This is a genomic window from Streptomyces sp. NPDC051243, assembly GCF_044455405.1.
Taxonomy (GTDB): domain Bacteria; phylum Actinomycetota; class Actinomycetes; order Streptomycetales; family Streptomycetaceae; genus Streptomyces.
On record NZ_JBITES010000001.1, the window covers coordinates 1 to 18,847 of the forward strand.

14 protein-coding genes are annotated in these 18,847 nt (G+C 71.0%); 7 read left to right on the forward strand and 7 right to left on the reverse strand.

Going from position 1 to position 18,847, the window contains the following annotated elements:
• The 3 genes from ACIBAG_RS00005 to ACIBAG_RS00015 all read left to right on the forward strand — a co-directional run.
• On the forward strand, window positions 1-723 hold a 723-nt coding region (locus ACIBAG_RS00005), incomplete at its 5' end, for a cbb3-type cytochrome c oxidase subunit I (protein ID WP_399099128.1).
• Window positions 720-1,043, forward strand: a complete 324-nt coding sequence (locus ACIBAG_RS00010) for a hypothetical protein (RefSeq protein WP_399099130.1) — start codon at window positions 720-722, stop codon at window positions 1,041-1,043. The genes ACIBAG_RS00005 and ACIBAG_RS00010, both read left to right, overlap by 4 nt.
• Before the next feature lie 121 nt (window positions 1,044-1,164).
• Window positions 1,165-2,373: a glycosyltransferase gene (locus ACIBAG_RS00015; RefSeq protein WP_399100521.1), complete on the forward strand. Its 1,209-nt coding sequence runs from the start codon at window positions 1,165-1,167 to the stop codon at window positions 2,371-2,373.
• A 185-nt stretch (window positions 2,374-2,558) separates the two neighbouring features.
• Here ACIBAG_RS00015 and ACIBAG_RS00020 read toward each other — a convergent pair whose 3' ends face one another.
• The gene (locus ACIBAG_RS00020) at window positions 2,559-3,221 is read right to left on the reverse strand and encodes a TetR/AcrR family transcriptional regulator (protein ID WP_399099132.1); all 663 of its coding nucleotides are present in this window, start codon (window positions 3,219-3,221) and stop codon (window positions 2,559-2,561) included.
• A 183-nt stretch (window positions 3,222-3,404) separates the two neighbouring features.
• Here ACIBAG_RS00020 and ACIBAG_RS00025 point away from each other — a divergent pair, with 183 nt between their 5' ends.
• Window positions 3,405-4,655 carry a YncE family protein gene (locus ACIBAG_RS00025; RefSeq protein WP_399099134.1) on the forward strand — a complete coding sequence of 417 codons (1,251 nt, stop codon included), beginning with the start codon at window positions 3,405-3,407 and terminating at the stop codon, window positions 4,653-4,655.
• Here the strand turns inward: ACIBAG_RS00025 and ACIBAG_RS00030 are convergent, their stop codons facing one another.
• From ACIBAG_RS00030 to ACIBAG_RS00050, 5 genes are all read right to left on the reverse strand, one after another.
• Window positions 4,656-5,858, reverse strand: a complete 1,203-nt coding sequence (locus ACIBAG_RS00030) for a glycosyltransferase (RefSeq protein ID WP_399099136.1) — start codon at window positions 5,856-5,858, stop codon at window positions 4,656-4,658.
• A complete protein-coding gene (locus tag ACIBAG_RS00035) occupies window positions 5,855-6,643 on the reverse strand; it encodes a MerR family transcriptional regulator (RefSeq protein ID WP_399099138.1) in 789 nt (262 codons plus the stop codon). The genes ACIBAG_RS00030 and ACIBAG_RS00035 overlap by 4 nt, the downstream gene beginning before the upstream one ends.
• A 64-nt stretch (window positions 6,644-6,707) precedes the next feature.
• The gene (locus tag ACIBAG_RS00040) at window positions 6,708-8,567 is read right to left on the reverse strand and encodes a cellulase family glycosylhydrolase (protein ID WP_399099140.1); all 1,860 of its coding nucleotides are present in this window, start codon (window positions 8,565-8,567) and stop codon (window positions 6,708-6,710) included.
• An 82-nt stretch (window positions 8,568-8,649) separates the two neighbouring features.
• Window positions 8,650-9,309 (reverse strand): tetratricopeptide repeat protein, encoded by a 660-nt coding sequence (locus ACIBAG_RS00045; RefSeq protein ID WP_399099142.1) that lies wholly within the window; start codon window positions 9,307-9,309, stop codon window positions 8,650-8,652.
• A 42-nt stretch (window positions 9,310-9,351) separates the two neighbouring features.
• Window positions 9,352-11,346: a GTP-binding protein gene (locus tag ACIBAG_RS00050; protein ID WP_399099144.1), complete on the reverse strand. Its 1,995-nt coding sequence runs from the start codon at window positions 11,344-11,346 to the stop codon at window positions 9,352-9,354.
• A gap of 783 nt (window positions 11,347-12,129) precedes the next feature.
• Here ACIBAG_RS00050 and ACIBAG_RS00055 point away from each other — a divergent pair.
• The 3 genes from ACIBAG_RS00055 to ACIBAG_RS00065 all read left to right on the forward strand — a co-directional run bounded on the left by ACIBAG_RS00055 (window position 12,130) and on the right by ACIBAG_RS00065 (window position 17,942).
• The gene (locus tag ACIBAG_RS00055; RefSeq protein ID WP_399099146.1) at window positions 12,130-12,447 is read left to right on the forward strand and encodes a CU044_2847 family protein; all 318 of its coding nucleotides are present in this window, start codon (window positions 12,130-12,132) and stop codon (window positions 12,445-12,447) included.
• Window positions 12,440-16,582: a trypsin-like peptidase domain-containing protein gene (locus ACIBAG_RS00060; RefSeq protein WP_399099148.1), complete on the forward strand. Its 4,143-nt coding sequence runs from the start codon at window positions 12,440-12,442 to the stop codon at window positions 16,580-16,582. Before ACIBAG_RS00055 ends, ACIBAG_RS00060 begins: the two co-directional genes overlap by 8 nt.
• 259 nt (window positions 16,583-16,841) lie before the next feature.
• Entirely contained in the window at window positions 16,842-17,942 is a 1,101-nt protein-coding gene (locus tag ACIBAG_RS00065) for an XdhC family protein (RefSeq protein WP_399099150.1), read from the forward strand.
• Between the two features lie 332 nt (window positions 17,943-18,274).
• Here the strand turns inward: ACIBAG_RS00065 and ACIBAG_RS00070 are convergent, their stop codons facing one another.
• Complete coding sequence (locus tag ACIBAG_RS00070) at window positions 18,275-18,775, reverse strand: metallophosphoesterase family protein (RefSeq protein ID WP_399099152.1); 501 nt, start codon at window positions 18,773-18,775, stop codon at window positions 18,275-18,277.
• Window positions 18,776-18,847: the final 72 nt, after the last annotated feature.

The following is an 18,847-nucleotide window of genomic DNA, read 5'->3' on the forward strand; positions in this document are numbered from 1 at the left end:
GGCGGTGTGCTCCTGCCGTTCTTCGCCTTCATGACGTTCCTCATCGCCGTACCGACCGGCGTGAAGTTCTTCAACTGGATCGGCACCATGTGGAACGGCTCGCTGAGTTTCGAGACACCCATGCTGTGGGCGTTCGGTTTCCTGGTCACCTTCGTCTTCGGCGGTCTGACCGGCGTCATGCTGGCCTCACCGCCGCTGGACTTCCCGACGTCCGACACCTATTTCGTCGTGGCCCACTTCCATTACGTCATCTTCGGCACCGTGGTGTTCGCGATGTTCGCCGGATTCCACTTCTGGTGGCCGAAGTTCACCGGCAGGATGCTCGACGAGCGCCTCGGCAAGATGACGTTCTGGACGCTGTTCATCGGCTTCCACGGCACCTTCCTGGTCCAGCACTGGCTGGGCGTGAACGGAATGCAGCGCCGGATTCCGGACTATCTGGCGGTGGAGGGACTGACGCCGCTCAACTCGCTGTCGACCGTCTTCTCGTTCGTGCTCGGCGCGTCGCTGCTGCCGTTCTTCTACAACGTCTGGAAGACCGCCAAGTACGGCGAGAAGGTCGTGGCCGACGACCCGTGGGGCTACGGCCGCTCGCTGGAGTGGGCCACGTCCTGCCCGCCGCCACGCCACAACTTCCGCACCCTGCCCCGGATCCGCTCGGAGTCGCCGGCGTTCGATCTGCATCACGCCCCCGCGCGGGCAAGGGAGTTGACCACTCTGTGAGCATCACCGACAAGTTCCTCAACGACATCGAGGGTCATCTGCTGCTCACCGCCACCCGCGAGGAAGGCCGAACGGCCGCCGCCCGTTTCAGCGCACCTCTGCACTGGCTGACGGGTGCTCAGCGGGACGACGTGGAGCGGAGGTTCGAGGCGGAGTACCTCGCACTCGCCCGCACCTCCTGGCAGCACACGGCGGAGCGTGCCGGGAGACTGCGGGACGAGTACGAGGCGGCGTACCGCGGCCTGCGGCGCCGTCTGCTGGCCGGCTGGCTGCTGACGTCAGCCGTGACCTTCGGTGTCCTGGTCCTGCTCCTCGTCTAGGCCCGCGCTGGCTCACCGCCCACTTCCGGTACGGCCGGGACAGACCTGATGTCGCCCTCTTCCGCGGCTTGTCCCACGGAACCGTCCGTGCCGCCATACTGGCCGAGTGCGCGTAGCGATCATGACGGCGGGCTCTCGGGGCGATGTGGCCCCGTACACCGGCCTCGGGCATGCCCTGTCCCGGGCCGGACACGAGGTCACCCTGGTCACGCACGGCCGCTTCGAACGGCTGGTGGCAGGGTCGGACATACGCTTCCATCCGCTGCCGTTGGATCCGCGGGCGGAGCTGGAGTCCGCGCGCGGACGGAGCCTGCACCGGAGTGCGACCGGCGTGGGCAAGCTGGTGCGCGTGGCGGAGTTGGCGCGGGCCCTGGCCGGGCGGCTGACGGACGACATGCTGACGGCCGCGCGGTCAAGCGACATCCTGCTGCTGGCGGCCTCCACCGCACCGCTGGGGCAGGTCATCGCCGAGGGTCTCGCCCTGCCGAGCATCGAGCTGCCGCTGCAACCACTCGCTCCCACCCGGGAGTTCGGGCCACCGATGCTCGGCGGCCGTTCCTGGGGAGGCCTCGGCAACCGTGTCGCCGGGCACGGCGTGAACCTGGCGATCCAGCGTGTCTTCTCGGCGGCCGTACCGGACGCGCGGGCGAGGCTCGGGCTGCCTCGACGTGCGACGCGCGCCCCAGGCGGAGGGCGGACGCTGCACGGCTTCAGCCCTCTGGTGGTGCCCCGGCCGCGCGACTGGCGCCCGGATCTGGAAGTGGCGGGCTATTGGTGGCCGTACGACGGGGAGGCTCAACTCCCGGCCGGGCTGCGGGACTTCCTGGACGCGGGTCCGCCGCCGGTCTTCGTGGGGCTGGGCAGCGCGACCGTGCCCGATCCGGCCGGGCTGAGTGCCGAGGTGGTGGGCGCGCTGCGGCGGGCCGGGCTGCGCGGGGTGATCCAGCGGGGGTGGGGCGGGCTGGAGGCCACCGGGGACGACGTCCTGACCATCGACGAGGTACCGCACTCCGCGCTGTTCCCGCGCATGGCCGCCGTGGTCCACCACTGCGGTGCGGGCACGACCGCGGCCGGGCTGCGCGCCGGGGTGCCGGCCGTTCCCGTGCCGGTCCAGTTCGACGAGGGGTTCTGGGCCGGCCGCCTGGTCGCACTCGGTGTGGCGCCCGGGTCGGTGCCGCTGCGGCGGCTCTCGGCCGGGACACTGGCGGCGGCCCTGCGGCAGGCGACCGGAGACCCGTCCTACGGCCGCCGCGCCCGGGTCCTCGCCGACGGGCTGCGCACCGAGGACGGCACGGCTCCCGTCGTCACAGCGGTGAACCGGCTGGGCTGAATCCCCGTTCAGCTCCGTACAGCAGGTGTTCGGCGAGCGCGTCGCATCCTGCAACCGCGGTCGGGCCCGCACGGCAGCGCGGGCACCGCACCGCGCGGCACAGGAGTCGCGCTCGACGGCAAGCCGAGCGACGTCCACCTCGACAAAGGACTTCAAGGTCATCGGCACCGGGTGCGACAACCCGCTCAGGCCCCGGCAACCCGCGGGTCCGCCGGCTGCAGGATGCCCAGGAGCAGCCTGACGAGTTCGTCGACGACCTCGTCGAGGGTCGCCTCCACCCACCCCGCGCTCCAGTCGTGGAGCAGGCCGTTGACACTGCCGATGAACGCGGTCACCGCGAGGCGGTAGTCGCGGGGCGCCGCCTCCCCGCGCGCGACGGCCGCCGCGACCTCGGCGCAGACGAGGTCGATCCACCGGGCGCGGCGGGCCAGGCGCTGCTCCTCCAGACGCGGGCTGACGCCGACGATCTCGACGAAGGTGATACGGACGCGGCACGGGTCGGCGGTGACGTTCGCGGCGTACGCGCGGAAGATCGCGGTCGCGCGTTCGGCGAGCGGCAGGTCCGCCGCCTTGGCCGCGACCGCCAGGACGGCCTCCTCCGACCAGCCGTTGACCTGGAGGTGGAGGGCGGCCAGGACGTCCTCCAGACTGCGGAACTCCTCGTAGAACTGACGGGTCGACAGGCCCGCGGCCTCGCTCAGCGCCGCCACCGTCGTACCCCGGTAGCCGGGGCTGTCGCCGAACAACTGCAGCGCCGCGTCCAGGAAGCGGCGCCGCCGCTCGGCCTGTCGTTCCTCGGCCGACTTGCCGCCGTAGCGGCCGGTGGGCGCCCTGAGCCTGCCCGCCACACTGTCCTCCCAGCACCTCGCCGACCCGACGGCCAATTTTGTCGTGTCCGCGGTCTTGTGGAGAAGGACCCCCCTTCCTTACTTTTCAGTAAGTTGACTCTGAAACCACTTGTGTTCAGATCTCAGCGCTCCGCTTTTGGCATGCCCCGCTCATGACGCCCACCTGAGAGGAAGGGAGCAGTCATGCCTGCCATCAGACCCAGGCACCTGAGCTCCGTAGCCGCCGCCCTCGCCCTGACCGTCACCGCCCCGGCGGCCGTCGCCACCGCCGCCGACTCCTCCGCCGCCCTGCGTGAGGTGATGTTCGTCGGCAACAACTGGGACGGCACCGCGGACGTCATCAAGTCCTCGGGGGACTTCGCGAAGATCGGCCGCGTCGACGTCATCCCCGACAAGGACGAGCGGATGGCGGAGATCAACGCCGATCCGATCAAGTGGATCTACTTCATGGCGATCCGCAACAGCGTCGGCGAGGGCCACGACCAGTTCGTCGACGACATGTACTCCACGCCCGACGGCACGGCGATGGTCGTCTCCCGGCCGAGCTTCGCCGACGTCGTCTCCATCGACCTGGCGTCCGGGGACATCAACTGGCGTTTCCCCGTGTCCGGTTACCGCGCCGACCACATGGCGGTCTCCCCCGACGGCAAGCGGGTCGCGGTGTCGGCATCGACCTCCAACACCGTGCACGTGCTGGACATCGAAAGCGGCGAGGAGCTGGGGAAGTTCGCGACCGGTGACAAGCCGCACGAGAACATATTCACCCAGGACGGCAAGTACATCTACAACATGGCGATCGGCGACGTGAACACGCAGACCGACGCCCCGTGGCTGGACTGGACGAAGGGCGACCGGCGCATCACGGTCGTCGACGCGGCGACGTACCAGCAGGTCAAGGTCATCGACATGCGTCCGCGCCTGGACGCGATCGGGCTGACCGACTACTCCGACGCGGTGCGGCCGGCCGTGTTCTCGCCGGACGAGTCGAAGCTGTACTTCCAGGTGTCGTTCTTCAACGGCTTCTTCGAGTACGACCTCGCCACGGACAGGATCACCCGCACCAAGACCCTCCCGAAGAACCCGGCGACCAGCGACGACCGCACCACCTACGTCAACGACTCGCGCCACCACGGCCTTTCGATGAGCCCCGACGGCGGCAAGCTGTGTGTCGCGGGCACCATGGACGACTACGCCACCGTCGTCAACCGCACCACCCTCCAGGAGGGCCCGCTGGTCACCGCCTCCAAGCCCTACTGGGCCACGGTCAGCGGTGACGGCAAGTCCTGCGTGGTCTCCGAGAGCGGCACCGACCAGGTCACGGCCATCGACTTCGCCACGGGCCGCAAGCAGGTGTCCGTCCCGGTCGGCGACCACCCGCAGCGGGTCCGGCTGGCCCATGTCCCGGCCGACTGGACGAGTCCGTCGGCCGGTTGATCAACCCAGGGCCTTCAGCACCGCTCCCACTCCGTCCTCGGTCGCCATGTGCCGCGCGGCGACCGAGGCGGCACGGGCGTACGCCTGACGCCGTACGGCCTGCACGAGCGCGTCGGTGAGCTTCTCGGCGGTGAGGGACGCGAAGGGTATCGGTGCGGTGGCCGCGCCGATCGACGCCAGTCGTCCGGCCCAGAACGGCTGGTCCGCCGTCACCGGCACCGGGATCGCGGGCACCCCGGCGCGCAGGGCCGCCGCCGAGGTGCCCGCCCCGGCGTGATGGACCACCGCGGCCGTCCTCGGGAACAGCAGCGCGTGCGGTACCTCCCCGACGGTCAGAACGTCGTCGCCGCCGGCCGCGAGCCCGGCGCTGCCCGCCTGGAGGATGCCGCGCCGTCCGGCCTGGCGCAATGCCTCGACGGCGATCCCGCTCAACCGCTCCCCCTGCCCGGCCGCCATGCTGCCGAAGCCGATGAACACCGGGCGCGCTCCCACGGCGAGGAAGTCCTCCACCTCGCCCGGCAGCCGACGGTCCGGGGCGACGTACGGCCACCAGGTGCCCACGACGTCGAGACCCGCGCGCCAGTCGGTCGGGCGCGGCACCAGCGCCGTACTGAAGCCGTGCAGCACGGGCCGGTTCGCCCGCTCCTGTCGGCGGCGCATCTCGGCCGGAGCCAGCGGCGGCAGGTCCAGGCGGCGGCGCAGCTCGGTGACGGCCTCTGTGTAGACGCGGTCGGCCATGCGCAGCGCGAAGCGTCCGGCGGCCCGGTTGCCGAGACGGCCGAGGGAGCGGGAGCCCATGACGTTGGGCGGGAAGTCGCCGGTCGGGGCGGTCGGTTGGAGGTAGGCGCCGATCGTCGGGATGCCCAGGGCCTCGGCCACGTGCCAGCCCAGCGGGGCCGTGGTGGCCGAGAGCAGGAGCAGTTCCGTGCCCGGGTCCACCGCATCGGCGAATCCCTGACCGAGTTCGGTGACGAACGCGGCGGCGGTACGCATCAGTTCGCGACTGCTCCCGACTGCGCCCTGAACCGTCTGCGGACGGGTGGGCAGGCCCCTGAACTCCAGGCCGGCCTCTCCCGCCAGGGGCGCGAAGGCGTCGGTCGTGGCCAGGGTGACGTCGTGCCCGGCCTGGCGCAGACCCGCTCCCAGACCCGTGTACGGAGCCACGTCACCTCGCGATCCGGCGGCGGCGATCAGGATCCTCATCGGTTCTCCTCACGGTCCGTCCGGCGGGCCGCGTTCGCGTGGACGGCCTTGCACAGATAGGCGGCGAGGCCCGGCCGCTGCTGCGAGGGCGGTACGACGAGCGCGAAGGCGCGCGGATCGGCCGCGAAGTCGTCCGCGATGCGCCGGTGCATGTCGGGCGGGCAGGTGGTGAACCAGCGGGCGATGTGCAGCCGGTGCTCCTCCGCGAGATCCATGGCCCGCTCGCCGTCGGCGGGCTCCCGCTCGTCGAAGGCCGCGAGCAGTTCCACGCGCCAGGCGGCGGCCTCGCCCATGAGCTGCCGCCAGTCCTCCTTGGTGTGGGCGGCCGCACGCGCCATCGACTCCTGATGCCCCGCCGAGTGCCGCCACTTGAGCTGGGCCTCGGTGGCGTAACTGAGATCGAAGTCGATCTCCCCGAAGACCTCGAAGCGATCCTCGGGTGTCAGCTCCACGCCCGTCCGCTGGACCTCGATGGCCTGCTCGGCCACCTCGGCCAGCCGCTGGAGCCGGCCGATCTCGTCGCTCAACTGCCGCAGCCGCGACTGGAGATGCTCCAGTGCGTTCGCCTGCGGGTCCTTCAGTATCTCGGCGATCTCGTCGAGGGAGAAGCCGAGTTCGCGGTAGAAGAGGATCTGCTGGAGCCTGGCCAGGTCGGTGTCGCTGTACAGCCGGTAACCGGCGCCGCTGCGGCCACTGGGCGAGAGGAGTCCCGCCCGGTCGTAGTGGTGCAGCGTGCGCACGGTCACCCCGGCGAAGGCCGCGACCTGCCCCACGGAGTAGCTCATTCACCTGCCCTTTCGTCGGGTACAGCGTGCAGCCTGACGTAAGGGGAGGGTCAAACGGCGGTGCCTATCCCGCGTTCCGCGCGGCCCACGTGGAGAGTTCGGACCGTGCGGCGTTCAGCAGGGTGCTCGAGGGTGCGGTCGCCCCGTTGGTCACCAGCGCGTAGTGCAGGACCCCGGAGTCGGTGTCGGTGAGCAGCAGCCGGCGGCTGCCCGTGCCACCCGGTTCGGCGGCCACACCGACCGGGGTCGTCGAGGTGTACGACGGCGGCGAGTACACCGTGCCCAGGTCGGAGACCACCGTCGTGGACCGGCTCGGGAAGGACGCCGGGAGGTGCAGTTCGGTCGGTGCCGTGCCGCTGTTGGAGCGCCACACCAGCAGCCCGTACTGGCCCGAGCCGACCAGTTGCGCCACGTTCGGCAGCGAGCTCGGCACCGGGTTCCAGGTCAGGGTCGTCGAGCCGTCCCGGGAGCGGTCCTCGTAGGTGAAGGCGACCGTGGTACCGGACGTGGCACTCGGGTAGATCCGGTCGAGCAGCCGGGCGTCCTGCCGCAGCACCGCCGTACCCGAGTCGTCGAGGCGTACCGCGGACAGGTCCTCGCCGTTCCAGGCGTCGCCCTCGGTCTGCACCTTGTCCGGATTGTCGTTCATCAGCTCGTGGTGGCGGCCGTTGTAGATGTCCCACTGCCACTGGGAGCCGGAGAGGACGGGACCGGAGCCCGACGGGTCGGACCACCAACTCGCGCCCTTCACCCGGGAGTCGAGGGCCTGGTACATCGCCTTGTAGACCGTCGGCGCCTTGTCGGAGACGTTTCCGGTGAGCGGGTGCCCGAACTCGCTGACGATCGCGGTCGTCCCGGTGGCGGAGGCGCGGTCGCGGACGGTCCCGAAGTCACCCACGTACTGCCCGTCCGCCGCCTTGCCCCACATGAAGACGCCGGAGATGGCCTTCTGGTCGTAGAAGTGGGTGTTGAAGACGTAGCGCGGGCCGAGTGTGCCGGCGTCCAGCAGGCCGCCCTCCTCCTTCTGGAAGTCGAGGTTGGCGTTCCAGAAGAGGTTCGGCTCGACGAAGGCCGGCTTGGCCTGCCAGCCCGCCGCGTCCATACGGGCGCGGAACTTGACGTAGAAGGGCCACAGCACGTCCCTCTCCCACGTCCGGCTGGTCTGGCCGGAGTCGTAGGTGCCGGCGTGCGGCTCGTTCCACGGGTCGAAGCCGACGACGCCCGCGAACTGGGCGGCGGTGAGGTTCTGGCGCAGGTACGTCATCGCCTTCTGGGCGGTGTCCAGGAAGGCGTCCTGGAGGCCGTACTCGTTGTGCCAGAAGTCGTACGTCGACTGCTTCACGGCCTCGTTGGAGGTGATGTTCTGGCCCCAGAACGGGCAGATCCCGCAGTACTCGTCCGGGTAGTCCCCGAGGTCGACGGCCCACTTGGGGGCGCCGTCGCCGGTGTACCAGCTGTCCGGGTCGAACAGCCAGCGGGAGTAGAGGTCCTGGTGGAAGTCGGGGTACACACGGATCCCGGCGTCCAGGAACGCGCGCATCTGGTCCGTGGCCTTCGCCAGGTAGGCGGTGTCCACCTGGCCGCGCACGGGCTCCGCGTAGGCCCAGGAGAGCAGGAAACGCACGGAGTTGCCGCCGCCCAGCGCGCGCAGCGCGGTCGCGGACTTCTTCGCGTCGGCGGTCGACGCGAAGGGCAGGCCGTTGTTCTCCTTCAGTTTCGTCTCGCCGGAGACGTTGTAGCCGCGCAGCACGACCTCGCGGCCATGCCCGTCGACGAAGCGGCCGTTCTGGACGGTGAGAGGTGTTTCGTCGAACCAGAGGGAGTCGGGAAGGGTGGCGGCGGTGGCGGGAGTGGGGCCCGCCACCGACAGGGATCCGAAGAGGACGACCAGGACAACCATCAGACGCGTCCGAATGTTCGGCATGTCCACTACAGTCCGGTGATATCAGGACACAGTCAACACCCCTGACTCTGGAGTAAGTTCCGTCTCGGCACCACCGCGGGCCTCACCGCTCGCCGGGCAGCTCCAGCTCCGCACGAGCCTCGGCCACCCACCGCAGGACACCGTCCGCCCCGGCCTTCTCGGCCGACTCCGCCGCTTCCCGCAGGAGTTGCGCGGCTTCCTCCCGGCGGTCCTGCTGGGCCGCGACGTGGGCGAGCCCGATCAGGTTGGCGGCCACCCCCGGCAGGAATCCGAGCTCACGGCGCAGGCGGGTGGACTCCTCGAAACGGTCCCGCGCCGCATCGAGCCGTCCGGCCATGTGCTCCGCGAAGCCGAGGTGCCGAAGGGCGTAGGACATGGTCAGCCGGTCGTCGGCGCGAGTGGCGAGGTCAAGGGCGCGGGTGAAGGCGGGCAGCGCCGCCTCCGTGTCGTCGCGGACCACCTGGTGGAAGGTGCCGACCCAGAACAGCGCCTCCCCCTCGCCCCGCACGTCGCCGAGCCGCTCGTACAGCCGGGCCGCGCGCTCGAAGAGCTCGAGCTCCCGTGCGTCCTCGACCCTCTCCTCCAGGAACCGGGCATGCACGACCTTGCCACGGGTCAGGGCGAGATCCGCCTCGACCGCGTCGAGCCCTCGCTCGGCGGGCGCCAGTGCGCTGCTCTCACCCCCGAACACCGCTCGCTCGTAGAGGAGTTGGGCCTGCTGTATCCGTGGGTCCGCAGTCATGCGGCGATCTTACGTACGCCGCCCGTGCCCCCCAACGAGTTTTCAGCTGCCGACCCTGCGTGTCAGGTTCAACAGGTACTCCTTCCGGTTCAGCGGGTTGAGGTCGGTACGCCGGCGCTCGGGGACCGTGCCGCGCGGGGCGGGCGCGTAGTGGTCGAAGGCGCTCTCCAGCTCGCCCTCGCCACGCGTCAGTCCGGGCAGTTGCTGCTCCAGTTCGTGCACATGGGCCGCGGGCACCGAGCCCTCCAGCGCGCAGGTCGCGCCGCGCGTCTGCGTGGTGTGCGGAACCGCGCGCAGCCTGGCCAGCACCGGCAGCAGGGCGGCCAGGGTGTCGGTCGGGGCCTCGATGCGGAAGCGGTGCAGGGGCTCGTGGACCTGGGTGCCCGCCCGGCGCAGGGCCTCGGTCAGGACCAGGGGGGTCAGGCCCCGGAAGTCGTAGCCGGTGCTGGACATGCTCTTGTCGAAGCCCTGGTGGGCGTGGCTCTGCCGGGGCGAGTAGCCGGAGTGGGTCATGGTGACCGTGCAGTCGGGGATCTGCCAGCCGTGCAGGCCCTGGCCGAGCGTTTCGCGGACGGTGTCCTCGACGGCCTTGAAGAAGGCGTACGGCATGGAGCCGAGCTCCACCTCGAGGCGGAACTCCACACCCGACCCGGCCGGCGCCGGGTCGACGCGCAGGCCGATCGTCGCGAGGAACGGGTTCGCGTCCTTCTTGTTGAACTCGACCGCCGCACCCGAGCCGACCGGCCGCTCGATGCACAGCGGTGTCGTCTCGTGGAAGGTGACGTCGAGGCCGAAGTCGTCGGCGAGCGTGGCCTGGATGACCTCCTTCTGCACCTCCCCGTAGAGGGAGACGAAGGTCTCCTGCCGTACCTCGTCGTGGCGCAGGTCGATGAGCGGGTCCTGCTCGGCCAGGCGGGTGAGGGCACGGTGCAGGGCCCGCCGGTCCGTACCGCCGGCCGGGGCGACGATCGTCTCCAGGGTGGGCGGCGCGAAGAAGTGCCCGTGCGCCTTGCGTGGCTCGCCGATCGCGTCGCCGATCCTGATGTCGGCCAGGCCCCACAGCTTGGCGATCCGGCCCGCCGTCACGAGGTCGTCCCTGATGTCCGTGCCCTGGTCGAAGACGCTGATCGCGGTGATCCGGCCCTCGGCGCGGGAGTCACCCTCGCCCGATTCGGCCACGGCGCCGAAGCAGACCCGGTCGCGGGTGCGCAGCGTCCCCGAGAACATGCGCGCGTACGCGACCTTCTCCCCCGCCGGGCCCCGCTCCACCTTGAAGACGGTGCCCGAGACCGGCCCGTCGGGCTCGCCGTCCGCGACCGGCAGCAGCTCCCTGATCCCGTCGATCAGCTCCTCGACGCCCGCGCCTGTGACGGCGGAGCCGAAGTACACCGGGTGGACCAGCGCCTGCCGGGTCTGGACGGCGAGAGCGGTGCGCAGATCGTCGTACGTGACCGTCTCCTCGAGGTACGTGGTCAGCAGTTCGTCGTCGTGGTCGGCGAGGACGTCGAGTGCCGTCGGTGCCAGGCCGGGGACGAAGCGGGCCTCGCGGGTACCGAGGGCGTCGGTCGTCCCCATCGGGACGACGGCCGCCGTCAGCCGTTCGGAGACGGCCCGCAGCACGGCGTCGTGGCGCGCCCCGCGTCGGTCGATCTTGTTGACGAAGACGAGTGTGGGGATGCGCAGCCGTTGCAGTGTGCGCATGAGGACCCGCGTCTGCGGCTGGACGCCCTCGACGGCCGAGACGACCAGCACGGCACCGTCGAGCACACCCAGCACTCTCTCCACCTCGGCGATGAAGTCCGGGTGGCCGGGCGTGTCGATGAGGTTGACCGTCACGTCGTCGAGCGCGAAGGAGACGACGGCGGACTTGATGGTGATGCCGCGCTGCCGCTCCAGCGCGAGGGAATCAGTCTGAGTATTCCCGGCGTCGACGCTGCCGATCTCGTCGATCACACCGGCCGAGTGCAGCAGGCGCTCGGTCAGGCTGGTCTTACCGGCGTCGACATGGGCGAGAATTCCGAGGTTGAGCAAGTGCACGAAGCGTCATGTCCTTTGACGTGGGGGTGGTTTCTTCCGGGGTGGACATGAACGCAGTGCGCATCGCGGCTCCTCCTCGTGTGCCGGTCGGATCAGGTGCAGTGCACCAGGCAGGACCCCGCGCAGGCAATCGATTAACGCGCAACCAACCCTGCCGCGCGCGATACCCGGCCGGTCGAGTCGCACCGGGCAGCCCTGGCCCGCTGGGGCGGCTGCGCGGCATGCCGGCCGGTGCGTGCGTGGTGTTCCCGGCCGGCAACAAAGAGCGGGGCGGTCCGGAACCGGCCTGCCCCGCACCGGCGGGCGCCGCCTCCGCCGGCCGGCCCACCGGCTGCTCCGGGCCGATCCTCAGCGGCGAGCAGTCGGCCCCGCGGCCGTGGCTGGAGGGGCCGATGCTGTCTGACCGGCAGGTGCGGTTCTTCCATACGTCTCGGATCGCGTTTGCGATCTCGTCACAGGACGTCGAGGGCATGCGTTTGTTGATCGGGCAGGACGTCGGACTGAGAACTTGGCGTGATCGTCGCGGAGTTGACGACCTGCTACCTGAACTGCGGCTCTTGCGGCCCTTGTCCGTACCGGACAGCAGGGCGTTCTTGGGCCATACCCGAAGGTTCAAGACGGGCGGGCAGCGGCGGAAATGCCGACGGCGTCCGGTGCCTGGTCGACCGTGTCCGCCGGGTGTGACGCCTCCGTCGTACGGCCCATTCCGTGGTGCGGCTCGGGCGGGCGTGCCGGACGCTGGCCGTGATCCCTGGTGAGCGCGCGAGCAACGGAGGAGGCGTCGTGACACCTCTGACCCGGGTCCCGCTGGAGGGCGGGGGCTGCGTGCTGGTGGAGGGGGCAGTCGGCCTCGAAGGGCCGGTGAAGGCCGGCCGGGCCGGCGATCTCGTTCGTGAGGTCCCGGGCACTTTGCAGGAGTCCCTGGAGCCGGTCACCCGGGCGGCACGGTCAGCCCTCGACCAGTTGCGCGAGGCGCGCCCCGACGAGATCACGATCCAGTTCGGGGTGGACCTCGCGGTCGAGGCCGGCGCCGTGATCACCAAGGGCAGGGCCACCTGCCATCTGCAGCTGACCATGTCCTGGCGGGGCGGCCATGGCTAGCGCCGGACCACGGACGGAGCCGAAGACTCCGTCGGAGCTGCCCACTGCGGTGGCGCAGATCCTCGGGCCGGACGGGAGGGTTGCCGGGGCGGGTTTCCTGGTGGCCGAGGACGTCCTGGTCACGTGTGCGCACGTCGTCGTGGCCGCGGGCAGCGGGCCCGGGCACCGGGTGCTGCTGTCCTTCCCTCGTGTGGCCGGTGCGGACGGGCTGGAGGGGGAAGTCCTCTCGGGACGTTGGCGCGCGCCGGAGGACGAGGACGTCGCCTTTGTCCGGCTGCACCGTACGCCGGCGGGCTCGTGGGTCCTGCCCCTGGGCTCCGCGGCGGGTTGTCGCGGCCATGACGTGCGGTCGTTCGGCTTTGCGACCCAGGCACCGCGAGAGGGGCACTTGGGCTTCGGCAAGGTGGGCGATCTGCTGCTGTCCTCCGGGCGGGCCGGGGCGCGTCTTCAGCTGACCGGGGCCAACGACCTCACCATCGGTTTCAGCGGCGGGCCCGTCCTCGACGAGGTGACCGGCCTGGTCATCGGCATGCTCACCGAGATCACGGCGGCCGATGCGCTCGCCCGGGGGCAGGGCATCGCCTACGCCACGCCGTCGCAGGTCCTGCGGGAGATCATGCCGGAGCTGGCCCCCCAGGAGGTGTGTCCGTACCGAGGGCTGGAGCCGTTCACCGCGGAGCACGCCCGCTGGTTCCAGGGGCGAGAGGAGGCGGTGGGCCAGGTCCTGGCCGGCCTCGCCCGCCAGCGGCGGCTGACGCTGCTGCTCGGGCCGTCGGGTTCGGGCAAGTCGTCGCTGATCCAGGCGGGGGTATTGCCGGCGTTGGCGCAGGGAGCGGTGCCGGGAAGCGACCGATGGCTTCCGGTACTGGCCCGGCCCCGGCAGGACCTGCTGGCGGAGATCGAGCGGGCCGGCCTGCCCGGGGCCCGGCGTGACGGGATCACGGCGGCCGTCGACCAACGGCTGCGGAGCGAACCCGATTGCCATCGGGTTCTGCTGGTCGTCGATCAGTTCGAAGAGCTGCTGCTGCAGAGCGCCGACGGCCGCCTGCAGGAATTCCTCGGCTTCATCGACGACATCACCCAGGTCGCCGGCGCGTACACGGCGCTCAGCGTGATCCTGATCATGCGGGACGACTTCTATCCCCAACTGGCCGCACTGGCCCCCCGATTGCTGGAGGCCGCCACCCCCGGGCTCCTCAACGTGCCGGGCACACTGGGCCGGACGGACCTGCACGACATCATCGTGCTCCCCGCCGAGAACGTCGGACTCCGCTTCCAGCCCGGGCTGCCCGAGCAGATCATCAGCGACGTCCTGGCGAGCAGTCCGGACCCGGTGGCCGTCCGCCAGGCACCGGTCACCGTGCTGCCTCTGCTCGAGATGACGCTCAAACAGCTGTGGCTGCGGCGGCACGACGGCTTCCTCACCCACGAGGCGTACTGGCGGATCGGAGCGGTCAGCGGAAGCCTGACGACATGGTGCGACAGCGCCCTCAACGGGTTGTCCCCCGGCCGGCAGCGCATCGCGAGGCGCGTCCTCACCTGCCTGGTCCACCCCGCGGACCCCAGCCGCCGCACCCCCGACGTCCGCGCGCAGGTCCCCCTCGACGAACTGCGCGACCTGGCGGCCGGCCCCGACGGTGCACCCGGTCGTGACTTCGACGCGGTCATCGCCGCTCTCACCCGTCATCGCCTCATCGCCACGCAGACGTTCCGCGACCCGGAGCGGCCCGATGCCCCGCCTGGCGCGCCGGTGGCGGAGCTGATCCATGACGCGCTCATCCGTGACTGGAATGCGCTGCGGGAGTGGGTACGCGAGGACTACGAGTTCCAGGAGTGGCTCAACCGCACCCGTGAACGGCAGCGCCGCTGGGCCGGGAAGAGGGACCCCGGCGACCTGCTCGCGGGCACGGCACTCGCGGAAGGCGTCAAGCGGTCACGGGACCGTGGTCTGCCCGAGGACATCGCGGCCTTTCTCTCCGCCAGCCGAAAACGCCAGCAGGACCTCGCTCGGCGGCGCAGGCATCTCATCGCCGTCCTGGCCGCACTGCTGGGTCTCGCACTGATCGCTGCCGGGCTCGCGGTGCTGCAGTGGCGTACGGCGGTCGACGAACGGCAGGCGGCGCTGTCCCGCCAGCTCGCCACGCAGTCCCGCACGCTGCTCGACGTGAGCCCCGACCTCTCCTCGCTGCTGGCCGTCCAGGCGTACCGCGCCAGCCACACACCCGAGGCCCTGGCAGCTCTGCGGACCGACGCGGCCCTCCCGGCATATCAGCGTCTGCCCGGGCACACCGACACGGTGAACGGGGTGGCCTTCAGCCCCGACGGCCGCACCCTGGCCACCGGAAGCGCCGACGGCACCGCCCGGCTGTGGGACACCACCACCGGCACGACCCGCGCCACCCTCACCGGGCACCCAGACGAGGTGGCTTCGGTGGCGTTCAGCCCCGACGGCCACATTCTCGCCACCGCAAGCGCAGACGGCACACGGTTGTGGGACACCGCCACGGGCAAGACCCGCGCCACACTGCCCGCGAGTACCGGTGGCCTGTTCTCGCTGGCGTTCAGCCCCGACGGCCGGACCCTCGCCACCGCCGGCGGAGACGGCACCGCACAGCTGTGGGACACCACCACCGGCGAGATCCGGACCACGCTGCCCGGGCACGGCTCAACGGTGTTCTCCGTGGCGTTCAGCCCCGACGGCCGCACCCTCGCCACCGCAGGCGCGGACAACACCGGACGGCTGTGGGACACCAGAACGGGCACGCACCGCACCACGCTGGCCGGGCACACCGACGCCGTCTTCACGATCGCGTTCAGCCCCGACGGCCACGCGCTGGCCACCGGCAGCGCCGACGGAACCATGAAGGTGTGGGATGCCACCACCGGAAAGAGGCGCACCTCCCTGGACGTGGCCACCGGCTCGGTGCAGGCCGTGGCGTTCAGCCCCGACGGCCGCACCCTCGCCATCGGCGGCACCAACCGCCTCCTGCGGCTGTGGGACCTCGCCACCGGGGCGATCAGCAGAACCCTGATCGGTCACACCGACACCGTGGAGTCAGTGGCGTTCAGCCCCGACGGCCGCACCCTCGCCACCGCAAGCGACGACACGACCACCCGCCTGTGGGATGTCAGCCCTCGCGGCGACAGGCCCCTGGTCGGGCACACCGACTTGGTCCATGACGTGGCTTTCGCGCCCGACGGCCGCACCCTCGCCAGCGCCGGCGCGGACAAGACCGTACGCCTGTGGAACGTCGACACGGGCACCACCCGGACTGTCCTGACCGGACACACCGACCACGTACTGCAGGTGGCCTTCAGCCCCGACGGCCGCACCCTGGCCACCGCCGGTACCGACACCACCGTACGGCTCTGGGACGTCACCACCGGCAAGACCCGCGCCATCCTGAGGGACCCCTCCCAACTGATCTCGGTGGCGTTCGGCCCCGACGGCCGCACCCTCGCCACCGGCAGCGTCGACGGCACCGTGAAACTGTGGGACCCCGCCACCCGCAGGCCGCGCGCCAGTCTTTCCGGGCACAGCGGCTACGTGGGAACGGTGGCCTTCAACCCCGACGGGGGTACGCTCGCCACGGGCGGCGCCGACAAGAGCGTACGGCTGTGGGACGTCACCGCCGGCAAGGCCCGCTTCACCACCCGCACCCCCGACACTGTGCACAACGTGGCCTTCAGCCCCGACGGCCGCACCCTCGCCACCGCCATCGGTGACTACAGCGTGCGCTTGCTGGACGCTTCCACCGGCAAGACGCGGACCACCCTGGCCGGGCGGACCAGCCAGGCGGCGTCGGTGACATTCAGCCCGGACGGCCGCACCCTCGCCACCGCCGACTTCGACTGGACCACGGGGCTGTGGGATCCCGACACCGGCATGAACCACGTCACCCTGATCGGGCAGCATGCCGACGAGGTGACTTCAGTGGCGTTCAGCCCCGACGGCCGTACCCTCGCCTCGGGCAGCGGCGACAAGACAGTGCGCCTGTGGCATGTCAGCCTCCCCGCACCTTCCGAAGCGATCCGGAAGGTCTGTCATGCCGTCAACCGGGACCTGGACGCGCAAGAACGCACCGCGTACCTCCCGGGCAAGTCCTCAGCTCCCGTCTGCCCAAACCGCCGCTAGGGCACGTGTCCGGTCGTGGTCAATGGGCTCCGACGAGGTAGCCGTCCAGGGTCTTGTCATCGAAGTGCGGTACTCAATTGCCGTTGTCGAGCACCCAGGTTGCTCAACAAAGGAACTTGCCCCCATCACAGGCGCAGCCGCATCAAGGGCAGGAAAGACGAGAAAGTAGGATATTGACAAGCCGCGAATCCCGCTGACCGCTGGGCCCCTCACTCGACCACAGCTCATCTGTCAGCCACACCGGGAGGTGCTCAACACGATGCGTGACATTCTCCCGGTGATCGGCGGCTGGTACGCGGACGGGGTGCCGTTCGGGCTCGCCACGGTGGTCGCCACGAGCCGCAGTGCCCCGCGCGAACCCGGGGCCGCGATGGCCGTCGGGCCCGACGACGAGGTCGTGGGCAGTGTGTCCGGCGGCTGTGTCGAAGGAGCCGTCTTCGAGCTCGCCCAGGAGGTCGTGGCGGGCGGTGCGGCGCGGCTGGAGACCTTCGGGTACAGCGATGCGGACGCGTTCGCCGTCGGGCTCACCTGCGGCGGCGAGATCACCCTGCTGGTGCGGCCCGTGACGCCCGAGGGCGATCCGGCGTTCGGCGAGGTCGCGGAGTCGGTGGCGGCGGGCCGTCCGGTGACCGTGGCGACGGTGACCGACGGGCCCGCGCGGCGCGGGGCGACGCTCGCCGTGTGGCCGGACCGCGTCGCGGGCACGCTCGGCACGCCCGGCCTGGACGCGGCGGTCACCGCCGACGCGCGTGGCGAACTCGCCCTCGGTGCCACGGGTCTCAGGCACTACGGCCCGCACGGCGAGCGCCGTGAGGACGCGGTCTGCGTCTTTCTGCGCTCCTTCGCCCCGCCGCCCCGGATGCTGGTCTTCGGCGCGATCGACTACGCGGCCGCGGTGGCGCGGATCGGCGACTTCCTCGGCTACCGGGTCACCGTGTGCGACGCGCGCCCGGTCTTCGCCACGCCGAAACGCTTCCCGGAGGGCGTCGAGGTGATCGTCGACTGGCCGCACCGCTATCTGAGCGGCACCGACACCGACGAACGCACGGTGATCTGCGTCCTCACCCACGACCCGAAGTTCGACGTGCCGCTGCTGGAGGAGGCCCTGCGGCGCCCGGCGGCGTACATCGGGGCGATGGGCAGCCGGCGTACGCACGACGACCGGATGAAGCGGCTGGCCGAAGCCGGGCTCGCCGAGGGCGAGTTGGCCCGGCTGCGCTCGCCGGTGGGCCTGGACCTCGGCGCCCGTACGCCCGAGGAGGTCGCCGTGTCGGTCGCCGCCGAGATCGTCGCGCTGCGGTGGGGCGGCACGGGCGTCCCCCTGACGGTCACGGCGGGCGCCATCCATCGATCACCGTGAGCCCAAGGGCACAGCCGGCATCGAGGACCAGGACGACACGGCGCACGGCGGTCGGCGCGGTGGCGAAGCGCTGCCGCAGTGGCGAGGCAGTGGTGATGGTGGTACTGGGGGTGCTGGTGGTGGCTCGGGGACCGCAGTGGCGGTGCAGGGAACGGAAATAGCCGCGATTCGGGTGTGTAGGGCGGACGCGAAGGGGTAGTCGCGGCTCAACGGAGGCATACATGCCTCCGGACAGAGCCTCTGAGCGGGAAGGAGGTCCATGACAGCGCATAACATGCGACCGGGCCGCTTCCACGCGAAAACGGAGCGGCCCGGATCTTGTTCCCCGGCCGTCAGCGCCGGGGCAGCCGGTGCAGCTCCACGTCCATGAGCCCGCCCTCTCCCACGGTCGCGGTCATGAAGGTGCAGTGGGGCTGTCGGCGGCGGTCCGTCGGGGAGCCGGGGTTGAGCAGGCGCAGGCCCGAGGGGGCGGTGGTGTCCCAGGGGATGTGGCTGTGCCCGAAGACCAGGACGTCCAGGCCGGGGAAACGGGCGGCGCAGCGCGCCTCGCGACCCTGAGCGGGTCCGGTCTCGTGGACCACGCCGAAACGCAGGCCGCCGAGGTCGGCGTACGCCACCTCGGGGAGCCTGGCGCGCAGGTCCGGTCCGTCGTTGTTGCCGTAGACGCCGACGAGCCGGGCGCAGCGGCTCTCCAGCAGGTCGAGCGTGGCCGTGTCGACCCAGTCCCCCGCGTGGAACACGACGTCGGCGCGCGGGAGTTCGGCGAGCAGTTCGTCGGGCAGGGCCTTGGCGCGCTTGGGCAGGTGGGTGTCGGACATCAGCAGCAGGCGCACGCCGTCAGGCTACCGGCGGGGAAGACCGCCGTGCGGGATCGCCATGGTTGAGCGGTGGACAAAGCCGGTGAC